11 protein-coding genes, 1 tRNA gene and 1 pseudogene are annotated in these 14,158 nt (G+C 61.3%); 8 read left to right on the top strand and 5 right to left on the bottom strand.

Annotation, left to right across the window (positions count from 1 at the left end):
- Positions 1-25: 25 nt before the first annotated feature.
- The 8 genes and pseudogenes from A7P99_RS10430 to A7P99_RS04730 all read left to right on the top strand — a co-directional run.
- Positions 26-472, top strand: a pseudogene (locus tag A7P99_RS10430) (glycosyltransferase family 2 protein); the annotation flags it as partial.
- A 75-nt stretch (positions 473-547) separates the two neighbouring features.
- A complete protein-coding gene (locus A7P99_RS04760; RefSeq protein ID WP_067686712.1) occupies positions 548-1,690 on the top strand; it encodes a glycosyl transferase family 2 in 1,143 nt (380 codons plus the stop codon).
- Entirely contained in the window at positions 1,683-2,129 is a 447-nt protein-coding gene (locus A7P99_RS04755; RefSeq protein WP_067686672.1) for a thioesterase family protein, read from the top strand. The genes A7P99_RS04760 and A7P99_RS04755 overlap by 8 nt, the downstream gene beginning before the upstream one ends.
- Positions 2,130-2,227: 98 nt before the next feature.
- Complete coding sequence (locus A7P99_RS04750; protein ID WP_067686669.1) at positions 2,228-2,824, top strand: outer membrane lipoprotein carrier protein LolA; 597 nt, start codon at positions 2,228-2,230, stop codon at positions 2,822-2,824.
- 149 nt (positions 2,825-2,973) lie between these two features.
- Positions 2,974-3,609 (top strand): DUF4189 domain-containing protein, encoded by a 636-nt coding sequence (locus A7P99_RS04745; RefSeq protein WP_067686661.1) that lies wholly within the window; start codon positions 2,974-2,976, stop codon positions 3,607-3,609.
- A gap of 237 nt (positions 3,610-3,846) precedes the next feature.
- A complete protein-coding gene (locus A7P99_RS04740; RefSeq protein ID WP_067527442.1) occupies positions 3,847-5,502 on the top strand; it encodes an AMP-binding protein in 1,656 nt (551 codons plus the stop codon).
- Positions 5,495-7,807, top strand: a complete 2,313-nt coding sequence (locus A7P99_RS04735; protein WP_067448721.1) for an MMPL family transporter — start codon at positions 5,495-5,497, stop codon at positions 7,805-7,807. Before A7P99_RS04740 ends, A7P99_RS04735 begins: the two co-directional genes overlap by 8 nt.
- Positions 7,808-7,851: 44 nt before the next feature.
- A complete protein-coding gene (locus tag A7P99_RS04730) occupies positions 7,852-9,096 on the top strand; it encodes an NAD(P)/FAD-dependent oxidoreductase (protein ID WP_067527440.1) in 1,245 nt (414 codons plus the stop codon).
- Positions 9,097-9,397: 301 nt separating this feature from the next.
- On the opposite strand, the gene A7P99_RS04725 is transcribed toward A7P99_RS04730, so the two are convergent.
- The 5 genes from A7P99_RS04725 to pyrE form a co-directional block, all read right to left on the bottom strand.
- The gene (locus tag A7P99_RS04725) at positions 9,398-10,813 is read right to left on the bottom strand and encodes an OmpP1/FadL family transporter (protein WP_067686659.1); all 1,416 of its coding nucleotides are present in this window, start codon (positions 10,811-10,813) and stop codon (positions 9,398-9,400) included.
- A gap of 376 nt (positions 10,814-11,189) precedes the next feature.
- A tRNA-Met gene (locus tag A7P99_RS04720) sits at positions 11,190-11,266 on the bottom strand.
- 250 nt (positions 11,267-11,516) lie between these two features.
- On the bottom strand, positions 11,517-12,101 hold the full coding sequence (gene rnhB, locus A7P99_RS04715; protein WP_067527438.1) for a ribonuclease HII: 585 nt from the start codon (positions 12,099-12,101) through the stop codon (positions 11,517-11,519).
- Positions 12,098-13,255, bottom strand: coding sequence for a lipid-A-disaccharide synthase (lpxB, locus tag A7P99_RS04710; protein ID WP_067686657.1), 1,158 nt, complete (start codon positions 13,253-13,255; stop codon positions 12,098-12,100). Before lpxB ends, rnhB begins: the two co-directional genes overlap by 4 nt.
- A 195-nt stretch (positions 13,256-13,450) precedes the next feature.
- A complete protein-coding gene (gene pyrE, locus A7P99_RS04705) occupies positions 13,451-14,095 on the bottom strand; it encodes an orotate phosphoribosyltransferase (protein ID WP_067527434.1) in 645 nt (214 codons plus the stop codon).
- Between the last annotated feature and the right edge of the window lie 63 nt (positions 14,096-14,158).

The raw sequence follows: 14,158 nt of genomic DNA, 5'->3' as shown, positions 1-14,158 counted from the left end.
CAGCCTTTCCCACCGCCGCCCAATCATGAAGCTCCTCGCCATCATTCCCCACTACCGCCACCTCAGCACACTGCCGCAGGTGGTTTCCGCCCTGCGCCATTGCGGCCTGCCCGTTTTGGTGGTGGACGACGGCTCGGGCGAAGACTGCCGCGCCGGTTTGGAGGCGTTGCGTGGCGAGGGCGTTCAGGTGGCCTTCCGGCCGGTGAACGGCGGTAAAGGCAGCGCGATGAAATGGGGCTTCAAGCTGGCGGCGGAGCAAGGTTTCAGCCACGTTTTGCAGATTGATGCCGACGCGCAGCACAGCTTCGCCGACATCCCGCGTTTTGTCGAAACCGCGCGTGAAAGGCCGCAGGCCGTAGTGTGCGGGCGGCCGGTATACGACGGAGACGTGCCTAAATCGCGCCTCTACGGCCGCAAAATCACCGATTTTTGGAACGTGCTGCACACTTGGTCGTTCGACATCAAAGACGGCATGTGCGGCTTCCGCGTTTATCCGCTGGAGGCCGTTTTGCCCATCCAATACGGCGGCGGCATCATCGGCGAGCGCATGGATTTCGACAACGAAATCCTCATTCGCCTGCATTGGTCGGGCGCGCCCTTCGTGTGGCTGGACACGCCCGTGCGCTACGAAGCGGGTGGCGTATCGCACTTCAACCTGCGCCGCGACAACCTGCTCATCAGCAAAATGCATGCCCGCCTGTTTTGCGGCATGGTTGCCCGCCACCTCGGCCGCCTTTTCAGACGGCCTCAAGCCGCACAAACCGAACAGGCGCATTGGTCGGCACAGCGCGAACGCGGCCACCGCCTCTTCCTCAAGATTACCGAATGGCTGGTGCGCTACCTGCCCCTGTGGCCGGTGCACGATATCGCCGCCCTCGTTGCCGCCTATTTCTACCTCACTTCCGCCGCCCAACGCCGCAGCGTGCGCCAATATCAAGGCTACCTGAAAACTAGTTTCCCCGCCGCACCGCTGCCCGCGTGTTTCCCCGTATACCGCCAATTCGCCGCCTTCGGCCAAGCCGTGGCTGACCGCTTTGCCGTGTGGCAGCATAAAATTACCGTGCCCGACCTCGTGGTGGAAGACCCCGACAACCTGTATGCCGATATAGACAACCACAACGTACGCGGCCAAATCCTCATCTGCTCGCATCTGGGCAACATCGAAGTGTGCCGCGCCCTCGTCTCCCACCACCAAGGCTTCAAACTCAATGTGCTCGTGCACAACGCCCACGCCGAAGATTTCAACCGCGCCCTCAAAGCCGCCGGTGCCAGCGATTTGCAGCTGATTCAGGTAGCCGAGCTCGACGCCGCCAAAATGTTCCAACTCTCGCAAAAACTCGACGCCGGAGAATGGCTCGCCATCGCCGCCGACCGCACCCCCGTGCGCGGCAACAAAACCGTGCCCGTGCAATTCCTCGGCCACACCGCCCATCTGCCGCAAGGCCCCTGGCTGCTCGCCGGCCTCTTGCGCGCGCCCACCAACACCGTCTTCGTGTTAAAAGAGCAAGGCCGTTATCATTTATGCCTGAAACGTTTTCAGGTAGCCCCAAGCTGGACCGCCGCCACGCGCAAACAAGTGATTGAAAGCATGGCGCAACAGTACGCCGACGTTTTAGCCGCCCACGCCGCCCGCACGCCGCTGCAATGGTTCAACTTCTACGACTTCTGGAGCAACACCCCACATGGCTAAACACATCTACTGCCGCCACCACACCGAGATCGAAGTCCCCTTTTTCGACGTAGACGTGATGCAGATCGTCTGGCACGGCCACTATGTCAAATACCTCGAAATCGCCCGCTGCGCCCTGCTCGACGCCATCGGCTATAACTACACCGTCATGCTCAAACACGGCCACGCCTGGCCCGTGGTGAAGCTCGATCTAAAATATATCCGCCCCGCCCGCTTCGGCCAAAAAATCCGCGTGGAGATGGCCGTAACCGAATACGAAAGCTGCCTGCGCATCGACTACACCCTGCGCGACGCAGAAAGCGGCGCCAAACTCACCCAGGCCCGCACCACCCAAGTCGCCCAGCGCATCGACAACAGCGAAATGCAGTTCCAAACCCCCGCAAGCTGGCAACAGGCCGTGCGACAGTTTGCAGGATTCGTGCCCTTGGCCAAGGATTGAGGCTACCTGAAACCCCGCGCCCCCCTCACACTGCACGCCTTCCCCGCAAATCCACTATACTATGCTTCCCTTCCCACTCCCCGCATAACCCCGGCACCATGAAAAAACTCCTCCTCAGCCTCTTCCTTTCCCTTGCCGTCCTCCCTGCGCTTGCCTTCAGCACCGCCGAGCTCACCACGCAGCTGCAAGCCCCGCAGAGCGTGCAGGGCGGGTTTATCCAGCAGCGTTTTTTGCGCTCGATGGACAAACCCGTGCAAACCGGCGGCCGCTTCGCCCTGTGCCCCGGCCGCGGCCTGTTTTGGCATCTGCAAAAACCGTTTGAAATGAAACTGCGCGTGCGGCGCGACGGCATCAGCCGCCAAGATGCGCAAGGGCAGTGGCGCGCCAACGGCAGCCAAACCGCGCAGGCCGCACAAGTGAAACTCTTCATGGCCGTGCTCGGCGGCGACACGGCCGAGCTGCAACGCCATTTCAACCTCGCCCTTTCCGGCAACGCCCGGCAATGGCAGCTCACCCTCACCCCGAAAACCGCCGTGATGCGCCAGGTGTTCAACAAAATCGTTATCAACGGCGGCCAGCTGGTGCAGGAAGTGGAGCTGGATGAAAAACAGGGCGACCGCATCGTGATGCAGTTTAACCAGCTGCAAACCAACCGGCCCCTCAACCCCGCCGCCCAACAAGCCTTGGGCGAATAAGCCAAGCCAGAAATCACTTTTAACTACGCGGGAGCTGCGTTTTCAGGTAGCCTTCAAGCAGCGGGATAGATGTTTACAATATCTTGTTTTTTGTTACAATCCAATTATCGGCAATACCCTTTTTCCCCTTTCCAAACAGGAGCGGCAAGATGAAGCAAACCATGATGAACACGGCAGCGGGCGCGTTGGCGGCAGTGCTATTGGGCGGCGCGGGCTTGGCATATGCCAACCCCTATCCGGTTGGCTCGCAGCAATGGCACAACTTTAATGGCATCATGCAGTCAGAAGCAGATCGGATACAACGCGAGCGCAATGCCGTACGGCAACAGCCGATCAACCGCGGCCCCACCGCCGCCGAAATACGCGCCTGGCAGCAGCGCGAGGCAAAGGTGCAAGCCGAAATCGCGGAACTGCGCCGCACGCCGTTTTATATGACCATCATCAATGATTTCGGTGTAGATAGTATCTGGTGGACAGGTGGACATTACAATAGGCAGCGTGCTATTGACGAGGCTATGAAGCATTGCCAAACCGATAAATGCCAAGTACTGACCACTTTTAGTAACACTTGCGCTGTCATGACTTTCCCTTCCGGCATCCGACGCAGCTCTGCGGGCGATTTCTTCTTCGGTTATGACCGAGATCACAACAGGGCGGCAGAAAAATCCATTCGTGCCTGCGAAGCCCGCCACGGTAAAGGCAACTGCCTGTATTCATCCGCCGAAACCAAGCACGGCACCGCCTTCTGTACTGGCTACGATTACAGTATCTACGGCCAGCATTAAGCCAGTTACAGCCAAAAGGCTACCTGAAATTTCAGGTAGCCTTTTGCCAAGCGTAGCCTGCACAAGTGACTTGCAGCTTCCGCCGCCCATGTGCCACTTCGTTTTATTTTTCGGCCCGCAGGGACTTCGGCCCACCGTTCCAAGCCTAACAGCGGCTGCCTATACGACACTTTTCAGATAGCCCCTAAAGCTGCCTGAAACACCGCCAATCCCTTATCCAACATCCAACCCGAAACCATGTCCATACTCCCGCTTTTAAACCGTTCCCCCGATTCCCTGTTGGCCGAAGGCTGGACAGCCTCGCAGTTTTCCGCCGCCACGCTCTCGCTGGCCGCGCGTTTGCGTGCACACAAGGTGCAGGCCGCCGCGCTGTGGTTCGACGATGCGGCGCGGCTTGCTTCCGCGCTGCTGGCCGCGTGGCTGGCGGGCGCGGAGGTGTATCTGCCGCCGAATCTGGCGGAGGAAAACCGCCGTTGGGCGGAAGCGGGCGGGGCGGTGTGGTTGAGCGACGTGCCGGAAGTTTCAGACGGCCTCTGGCTGTACGACGGGGCGGCGGAGCAGGCGGCCGCACCGGCGGAAGCGTTGGAATGGCCGCGTGAAAACGTGCTGTATCTGAAAACTTCCGGCTCTTCGGGCGAAGCGAAGGTGGAAACCAAAACCCGCGCACAGATGCTGGCCGAAGCGGCGGCGCTGGCCGACAGGCTACCTGAAAGCTGGCACGGCTTGGCTGCCGTGGGCAGCGTGAGCCCGCAGCATTTATACGGGCTGACTTTCCGCGTGTTCGTGTCGCTGGCGGCGGGCTGGGCAATCGGGCGGCGGCAGTGCGTGTATCCCGAATTGCTGCTGGCCGATTCGCGCCGCGAGTGCGTGTGGATTGCCAGCCCCGCGCTGTTGAACCGTTTGGGCGAAGGGCGAGATTGGGCGCGGCTGCGGCAGCATGTGCGCGGCATCATCAGCGCGGGCGGAATGCTGCCGGCGGCCACCGCCGCGCTGCTGCAAGAGAAGCTGGGCTTTGCGCCGCACGATGTGTACGGCAGCACGGAAACCGGCGTCATCGCGCTGCGGCAGGGCGGCGCTTGGGAACTGCTGCCCGAAGTGGAGGCTTCGGTGAACGAAGAAAACATTTTTCAGGTAGCCTCACCGTGGAGCGGCGGGGTGCGGCAAACCGCCGATGCGGTGCGGCTGGACGGCCGCCGGCTGGAGCTGCTCGGCCGCCAAGACCGCATCATCAAGCTGGAAGACAAGCGCGTGTCGCTGGCGCAGCTGGAGCACGATTTGCTCGCCCACGCCTGGGTGGCCGACGCGCATTGCGCCCGCCATCCGCAGCACGGCCGGATTGCCGCCTGGGCGGCACTTTCCGCCGAGGGCATTGCCGCGCTGCGCGAGCAGGGGCGCGCCGCCGTGGTGCAAACCCTGAAACAGCATCTGGCCAAAACGCAAGACACCGCCGCGCTGCCGCGCTATTGGCGTTTTGCCGCCGCCTTGCCGCGCAACCCGCAGGCGAAAATCCGCGAGCAGGATTTTCAGGTAGCCTTTACTCAGCCACAAACCGCGCCGCAGTGGGCTTTGCTGCACGCAAACGAAGAAACGCGCGAATATGCGTTTGAAGGCACGGTGCCGCTGGATTTGACTTATTTCGGCGGCCATTTCGCCGATTTCCCGCTGGTGCCCGGCGTAATCGAAATGCAGTGGGCGATGGATTTGGCGGCACGCTTCGACTGGGGCAGAAAACCGGTGCAACACATCGAAAACCTGAAATACCAACACTTTGTGCGCCCGCACGACACCGTGCAGCTCACGCTGCGGCACGACGCGGCGAAAAATAAAATCCATTTCGCCATCAGGCAGGGCGACACGCCTTGCGCTTCGGGCAGGGTGGCGCTGCATGACTAGGCTCGCGTGGCTGTATGCCCTGCTGCTGGCCTTCGCCGCCGCGTGGCTGGGCTGGGGCTTGGCGCAGGGAGGCCGTCTGCAAACCGACCTCACCGCACTGTTGCCCGCCGACGCGCAGGTGGACGCAGTGTGGCGCGCGGCAGACGAAGCGGGCGAAAAACAGCTCAACGGCCAAATCCTGCTCTTGGTGGGCAGCGAAAATGCCGACCGCGCCTTCGCCGCCGCCGAACAAGTGGCCGACCGCTGGCAGAAAAGCGGCCTGTTCGCCGCGGTGGACAGCCGCCTAAACCCCGATTTGGCACAACTGCGGCAGGAAATCCGCAGCCTCGGCATGAACGCCCTGCCGCGCGAACAGCAACAGCTGCTCTTGCACGACCCCGCCGCCTATTTCCAACAGCGCGCCGAAGACGCGGCCAATCCGTTTGCCGCGCAAATCGTGCCGCTGGAAGACGACTGGCTCGGCTTCGCCCGCTTCGTGCAGCAAAAACAGCCTTCCAGCCGCCTGCAATGGCACAGCGGCAACGGCATGATGTATAGCGAACAAGACGGCATCACTTGGGTGTGGCTGCGCGCCAGGCTACCTGAAAAAGCCACCGCCGATCAGGCCGAACGCCTGCTGCCACTCTTGGCCGATTCCCGCGCCCAAGCCGAGCGCGGCGGCTACCGCCTGCTGGCCGCCGGCGGCGCATTGTTTGCCGCCGAAGCCAAAACCCAATCCGAACGCGAAAGCGGCCTGATGTCTACCATCGGCCTGTCGCTCACCTTCGCCCTGCTATTGGCCGTATTCCGCAGCCCGCGCGTGTTTGCGCTGATATTGCCGCTGGGCGCGGGCATGCTGCTCGGCGCGGCGGCCGTGGTGGGCGCGTTCGGCCACATCCACATCCTCACCGTCGTGATCGGCACCAGCCTGGTGGGGATGCTGGTGGACTTCCCGCTGCACTGGCTCACACCCTCCGTGTTTTCGCCCAACTGGGCGGCCAAAGAAGCTATGCGCCGCGTCCTGCCCGCCTTCCTCGCCGGGCTGGGCATCACCGCCACCGGCTACCTGCTGCTCGCCTTCACGCCGCTGCCCGTGCTGCGCCAAACCGCCGTGTTTTCCGTGGCCGCGCTCGGTGGCGCGTTTGCCGCCACCGTGCTCCTGCTACCGCCGCTGTTTCATGGCTACCGCCCCCGCGCCGCTTGGTTCGCCGCCGCTATGCACAAGCTCGCCGCCGCCCGCCTGCACTGGCTGCTCCTGCCCATCCTGCCGCTGGCCGCCGCAGGCTACCTGAAAACCGATTGGCGCGACGACATCCGCGACTGGGCGGCCCTGTCGCCCCGGCTCATCGCCGAAATGCGCCAAGTGGCCGACATCAGCGGCAACGACACTGGCGGCCGCAGCATTCTCGTGCAGGCCGACAACGCAGACGAACTCTTGCGCCGCAGCGCACAAGTGGAAGCCGCCCTGCAACCCTTGGTCGGCAAAGGCGAGCTCGGCGGCGTGCAGTCGCTTAACCAATGGCTGCTGCCCGCCGAAGAGCAGCAAGCCCTGCTCGCCCAACTGCGCCGCCTGGCCGAACAGCCCGCCTCCGCCGCCAACCCCATGCTCCAGCTCGGCCTGAAGCCCGACACCATCCAAACCGCCCTGCAGCAAGCCGCCGCGCAGCCCGTCGTCCCTCTTAATCAAGCCTTAAGCGGGCAGACCGCCGAAGCCTGGCGCACCCTCTATCTGGGCAATATCCAAGGCCAAGAAGCCGCCCTCGTGCGCGTGCAAGGCCTGAACGATGCCGCCGCCGTGCAAACTGCGCTGGCCGCACTGCCCTGCAACCAAGCCGGCACCTGCGCCCGGCTGGTGGACAAACGCGCCCATCTGAACGAACTCTTCCGCCACACCCGCAACCACACCGCCTGGCTCAAACTCGCCTCTTTCGCCTTGGCCTGGCTCGTGCTGAGGCGCATCTTCGGCGCACGGCGCGGCAGCCTCATCCTCGCCGTGCCCATGATTTCCGCCGCCGCCACCGTCGGCCTGCTCGGCTGGCTCGGCCTGCCCATCAGCCTGTTCGCCATGTTCGGCCTGCTCTTGGTAGCCGCCGTGGGCGCGGACTACGCCGTCTACGCCCTCACCGCCCGCGAAACCCCCGCCGTCAAACTCGGCGGCATCCTCCTCGCCGCCCTCACCACTGCCATCTCCTTCCTGCTGCTCGCCATCAGCACCACCCCCGCCGTCGCCGCCTTCGGCATCACCGTATCGCTCGGCGTGGGACTGAACGTATTGCTCTCGGCCTGGCTGCTGAAGAAGGAAGGCGCAGGGCGGGAGGCCGTCTGAAAGGCTACCTGAAACCCACACCCCCATCCTTAAGGAGACCAAACATGTCCCAATCCTGCGATATCGCCATCATCGGCGCCGGCCCCTCCGGCGCAGTCGCCGCCGCCCTGCTGCTCAAACACGGCTTTTCCGTGTGCGTGCTCGAAAAACAGCATTTCCCCCGCTTCGTAATCGGCGAAAGCCTGTTGCCGCACTGCATGGAATTCATCGAAGAAGCCGGCTTCCTGCCCGCCGTAGAGGCCGAGCCCAGCTTCCAGTTTAAAAACGGTGCCGCCTTCACTTGGGGCAGCCGCTACACCTATTTCGATTTCACCGACAAATTCAGCCCCGGCCCCGGCACCACCTACCAAGTTCGCCGCGGAATCTTCGATAAAATCCTAATCGACGAAGCCGCCAAACAAGGCGCGGATGTGCGCTTCGGCCACGCCGTTACCGCCTTCGACAACAGCGGCGACACCGCCCGCCTCAGCGTGGAAACCGACAACGGCGAAGCCTACGAACTCACCGCCCGCTTCGTACTCGACGCCAGCGGCTACGGGCGCGTCCTTCCCCGCCTGCTCGACCTCGACACCCCGTCCGACCTGCCCATGCGCGAAGCCCACTTCACCCACATCGACGACAACATCGCCGACCCTGATTTCGACCGCAGCAAAATCCTCATCTCCACCCACTCGGTGCACCGCGACGTATGGCTCTGGCTCATCCCCTTCGGCGACAACCGCTGCTCCATCGGCGTGGTCGGCCTGCCCGAACGCTTCGCCGGCCTGGGCGATTCTGAAGCCATCCTGCGCCGCTACGCCGCCGAAATCCCCATGCTCGCGCGCATTTTGGGCAACGCCCAATGGGAAAACGACTTCCCCTTCCGCCACATCAAAGGCTATTCCGCCAACGTTAAAACCCTGTACGGCCGCCACTTCGCCCTCTTGGGCAACGCCGCCGAATTCCTCGACCCCGTCTTCTCCTCCGGCGTCACCATCGCCATGCACTCGGCCAAACTCGCCGCCGACCTGCTCGCCCGCCAGCTCAAAGGCCAAGAAGCAGACTGGCAGCGCGAATTCGCCGAACCGCTGATGACGGGCGTAAACGCCTTCCGCACCTATGTGAACGGCTGGTATGACGGCAGCTTCCAAGACGCCATCTACACCCCCAACCGCAACCCCGAAATCAGCCGCATGATCAGCGCCATCCTCGCCGGTTACGCCTGGGATGGCAGCAACCCCTACGTGGGAAAATCTGAACGCTGCCTCCAAGCCCTGGCCGCAACCGTGGGCGTGCAGCAGTGCGGATAAGCGGGTGAGCTTTCAGATAGCCTCCAAGCTCGTCTGAAAGGCTACCTGAAAGTCCGCAAACTGGTATTTATGCTCGACAAAACTTAGGCGGTATCACCATACAGCCGTTTTAGGTTCCAGCTCATTTTTCAGGTAGCCTCTTGCCTGCCTCGGCATCATTGGCAAGCATCATTTGAGGCTACCTGAAAGCATTGGCTTCAGCACAAACTAAAACACAAAAGCAGCCTGCACTTGCTACCCAGCAAAGTGCAGGCTGCTTTTTGGTATTTTCAGGTAACCTTTTCCGTTGCCACTAATCTAATCAGAATTTATAGGTGTACTGCAAGCCTAATATATGGGAGTGGCTTCTGAATTTGGCCGAACCGTGGGTGCGGCTGGACACGCAGGCTTGCGAGCCGGGGCCGGAGGCTGTGCCGCCGCACCAGCCGTTTACGCTGGCAGAGGTGTTTTTCACGTGCACATAGCTGTAGGCGAGGTTGAGGCTGTGCTGCTGATTGATGTCGTATTTGCCGCCGAAGGAGAGCCAGAGGCGGTCGGCATCGGGCAGGGTGCTCATGCGGGTGTTGGCGCCGCGTACGGGGGATTGGTCGTAGGCGATGCCGAAGCGCAGTTGCAGGGGGTCGGTGATTTGGTAAGACGCGCCGAGGGAGAGCTTATAGGTGTTGCGCCATTGGGGGGTGAGGATAGTTTGGTTGCTGCGGGCAAGGCCGCCGGTTTGGGGGTTGGCCACGGTTTTGGTGTTGCCGAAATTCAGCTCGGCACGGTTGAAGCGGGAGTGGCGCGTCCAAGTGGCGTCGCTATAGAGCGACCAGCGCGATGTGAGTTTGTACATACCGTGCAGGGAGAAGGATTCGGGGGTAACGATGCGTACGTTGGCTGCTTCGGATTCGGCGTAACCATTGGCGCGGAGGGCGTTGGAAAGTGCGCCGCCCATCGGGGTTTGGAAGGCTGCGCCCACCAGTTTCCATTCGGCATCGCCGCGCAGGTTGTGGCTGACTTTGGAGCGGTAGTTTGCGCCCAAGCGCAGGGAATCATTCACGTCCCACAGCCAGGCTAGGTTGTAGCCGAAGCCCCAATCGCTGCCTTCCACGCTGGCGTAGCCGTCGGCAAAGCCGTTACGGCGCAGCGGAGGGAAAGCGCCGAAGTTGGCATATTGGCGCAGCTTGGCGGTGGTGTGTTGTGCGACGAGGCCGAGGGCGATGGAGTGCTGGTCGTTGATTTTATAGGCAACGGTGGGCTGGATGGCGATGGTTTTCACGCTCAACTCGTTCAGGTTGTAGCGCAAAACAGCATCATGTTGGTATTCGGTGCCGGAGCCGAAGGGAACGTACATGCCCAAGCCGAGGGCAACGTTATCGTTTAGGCGGTGCGACAAATAAAAATGTGGCGCAACCACTATGCTCTTCGGGCGGATGTTGCCGGAAGTGGCGCCTTGCACGGGTTGGTTGGTGCCGGGGTAGTAGGCTTCGGCATCGCTGTATTTCACGCTGGGAGCAACAAGGTTTACGTTGATGCTGACCTGCGTACCTTCGAGTTTGGTGAGGCCGGCCGGGTTGTGGAATAAAGTAGAAGGATCGGCGGCTTCGGCGGAGGAGGAATTGGCCGTGGATTGGCTGCTCACGGACTGGGTACCGAAATGGTAGCCGGAAGCCCAGGCTTGGGTGGAGAAGGCGGCGGCCAGCAACAAGGCGAGGCGGGAGAAATGGCGGGTTATCATGATGTATTCGGTTAAAGAAATAAGATGTTTGTCGATTAACAGGCAAGTTTTCAGGTAGCCTTAATGAAAGAGGCTACCTGAAACGTTACGCCATACAGCTAAACATCTGCATCCGTTGCGGCTTGCTGCCCCGCATACATAATAATGAAGCTGTTTGGCTATTAACGTTGAATAACTATTCTACACGAAACTTCGTGCAGAAATAAAACTCAGCGGCCAAAACAGTACGGGTCTATAATGTTAGAATTGGTAACTTTCCAACAGATTGCCAGAGCTCAACGAAATTTCGCCACATCGTTTTACTTTCTAGGCAGGTGAAGGCATAAAATTGCCGGAATGCAAAAACCTCCCGGCAATTTGCCGGGAGGTTTGAATTTGGTTGCGGGGGCAGGATTTGAACCTACGACCTTCGGGTTATGAGCCCGACGAGCTACCATGCTGCTCCACCCCGCGTTAGGGAAAGTTGACTATACGCGCCTTGGCGGAGCTTGTCAAGTTTGTGCACCACATAAAGGCTATTGGCCTGCATTGTTTGATTAATTTTGTTTGCGCAATTTGGCTGTTCTGCCCAGCAGGCTACCTGAAAGCGATGTCTTGGCGAAGCCAAGGCTGCGCTTCTGCGAAGCTAAAGCGCAAGCTTCAACGAAGCTAAAGTGATGGTTTGACGAAGCTAAAGCTGAGTTTCTGCGGGTGCAAACCTGATTCATTCAAACAGCCGCCCCTGCGCCAAAATTTCCCGCACCGGAGCAAAGCTGCGGCGGTGTTCGGGCAGGGCGCCGTGGCGCTGCAGGGCGGCGAGGTGTTCGGCGGTGCCGTAGCCTTTGTGCCGTTCGAAGCCGTATTGCGGATAATGCTCGGCCAGGGCATACATTTCCGCGTCGCGCGCGGTTTTGGCCAGCACGGAGGCGGCGGAAATCTGGATGATTTTGCTGTCGCCTTTCACCACAGCTTCGGCCTCGCAGCCCAAATCTGTTGGCACGCGGTTGCCGTCTATCCACGCTTTTTCAGGTAGCCTTTCCAGCCCGTGCACGGCGCGGCGCATCGCCAGCATGGTGGCGTGCAGGATGTTGAGCCGGTCGATTTCCTTCACCGAGGCGGCGGCCACGCACCAGGCCAATGCCTGCTGTTTAATCAACACCGCCAATTCGTCGCGGCGGCGTTCGCTCAGTTTTTTCGAGTCGGTAAGCCCCGGCAAATCGTATTCGTCCGGCAGCACCACGGCGGCGGCAAACACGCTGCCGACCAGTGGCCCGCGCCCGGCCTCGTCCACGCCGGCCTGCCAAATCATGGGTTTGCCCCTGCGGCGGCCAGCACTGCCGTTGCAGCTTCGGCGGCAGTGTCTTTGCGTAATAAATGGTGCAGCTCGGTGAAGTCCTGCTGCAGCGCGGCGGTTTTCTCCGGCGAGCGATACCAATCCAGCAGCGCGGCGGCCAGCTTTTCCGGCTCGGCATCGTGCTGCAGCAGCTCTGGCACGGCGGCGTGGCCGAGCAGCACGTTGGGCAGCCCCACATGGGGCACTTTGATTTTGTGCTTCACCAGCGCATAGGTGAGCGGCGAGATTTTGTAGCTGATTACCATCGGCCGCTTGCACAGCGCCACTTCCAGCGTGGCCGTGCCGCTGGTGACTAACACCACATCCGCCGCCGTGCAGGCTTGCGCCGTGCCGCCCGGGAGCAGTTGCAAGGGCAGGCGGCAATACGGCTCGGCGGCGAGCAGACTTTGCAGGCGCGTGCGGGTGGCTTCGGTGGCGTAGGGCAGCAGGAACTGCGCCTCGGGAATTTGTTGCCGCACCAGCTGAGCGGCTTGCAGAAACAGCGGTGCCATATAGTCGATTTCGCTCACTCGGCTGCCGGGCAGCAGGGCGAATACGGGCTGTTTTTCAGGTAGCCCCAACTCGCGGCGTGCGGCGGCGCGGTCGGCTTCCAAAGGCAGGGTTTGCGCCAACGGGTGTCCCACAAATCGCGCCCGCCCGCCGGCTTGCCGGTATAGCTCCGGCTCCATCGGAAACAGGCACAGCACTTCATCTGCCTGCTGCACGATTTTATGCACCCGCTCGCGCCGCCACGCCCACACCGAAGGGCTCACATAATGCAGCGTGGGGATGCCCGCGGCTTTGAGCGCGGCAGCCACGCCCAGGTTGAAATCCGGCGCGTCGATGCCCAGGAACACATCTGGCCGCAGCCGTTTCATTTCGGCAATCAAGCCTTTGCGGATGCGCCAAATCGCCGGCAGATTTTTCAGCACTTCCACATAGCCGCGCACCGCCAGCGTTTCTTGGTCGAACAGGCTCTCCAGCCCAGCCGCCTGCTGCATACGCGGGCCGCCGATGCCGGTAAACCGTGCCTGCGGGCAGCGCGCGCGGATGGCCTCAATCAGGTGTGCGCCGAGCAAGTCGCCCGAAGCTTCGCCGGCACACAGGGCAATAAGGGGGGAAGTGTTCATGGTGGGAACGGCTGGAAAATGAAGATGCGGTATTGTACCGAATAATGCGGCTGCGGGCGGCTGGAACGTTGAAGGCTACCTGAAAATTTTAGCTTCGCAGGAATTTTAATTTGGCTGCGCCAGAGTCTCGTTTTAACTACGTTGAAGCTGGCGCTTTAGCTTCGCCAAGACATCGCTTTCAGGTAGCCTTTATTCTTAATCCGCCACCCCGTAGCGGTCGCGGTAGGCCTGCACTGGCTCGAGGTATTGCCGGAACTGCGCATCGTCTTGCAAGAGTGCGAGCAAATCGGCCAGGCTGGCAATCGGCACCACCGGCAGCCCGTATTGTTGACGTACTTCTTGTACCGCCGACTGACTGCCCGTGCCTTTTTCCATGCGGTCGAGCGCAATTGCCACCCCGGCCGGCGTGGCGCCCGCTTGCTCAATCAGGCGCACCGATTCACGCACCGAAGTGCCGGCGGAAATCACATCGTCAATAATCAACACCCGCCCGGCCAGCGGCGCACCCACCAGCGTGCCGCCTTCGCCGTGGTCTTTGGCTTCCTTGCGGTTGTAGGCAAAAGGCACATTGCGCCCCGCTTCGGCCAGCATCATCGCCGTGGCCGAAGCCAGCACGATGCCTTTATAAGCCGGGCCGAACAGCATATCGAACTCCACCCCGCTCTCGAGAATCGAACGCACATAAAACCGCGCCAGCGCAAGGGTGGAGGCGCCATCGTTAAACAGCCCGGCGTTGAAAAAATAGGGCGACAGCCTCCCGGCCTTGGTAACAAACTCGCCAAAGCGCAATACATCCTGCTCCAGCGCAAAGCGCAGGAAATCCTGCCGAAAATCGCTCATGATGCCTTCCCTGAAATCAAGCATTGGAAACGGTGGCATTATAGCCGATTCTGCGGCACTCTT

The organism is Eikenella sp. NML120348 (assembly GCF_001648435.1).
Lineage (GTDB): Bacteria > Pseudomonadota > Gammaproteobacteria > Burkholderiales > Neisseriaceae > Eikenella > Eikenella exigua.
Note: the sequence above shows the minus strand (reverse complement) of the source record. Positions and strands in the feature narration are given on the sequence as shown.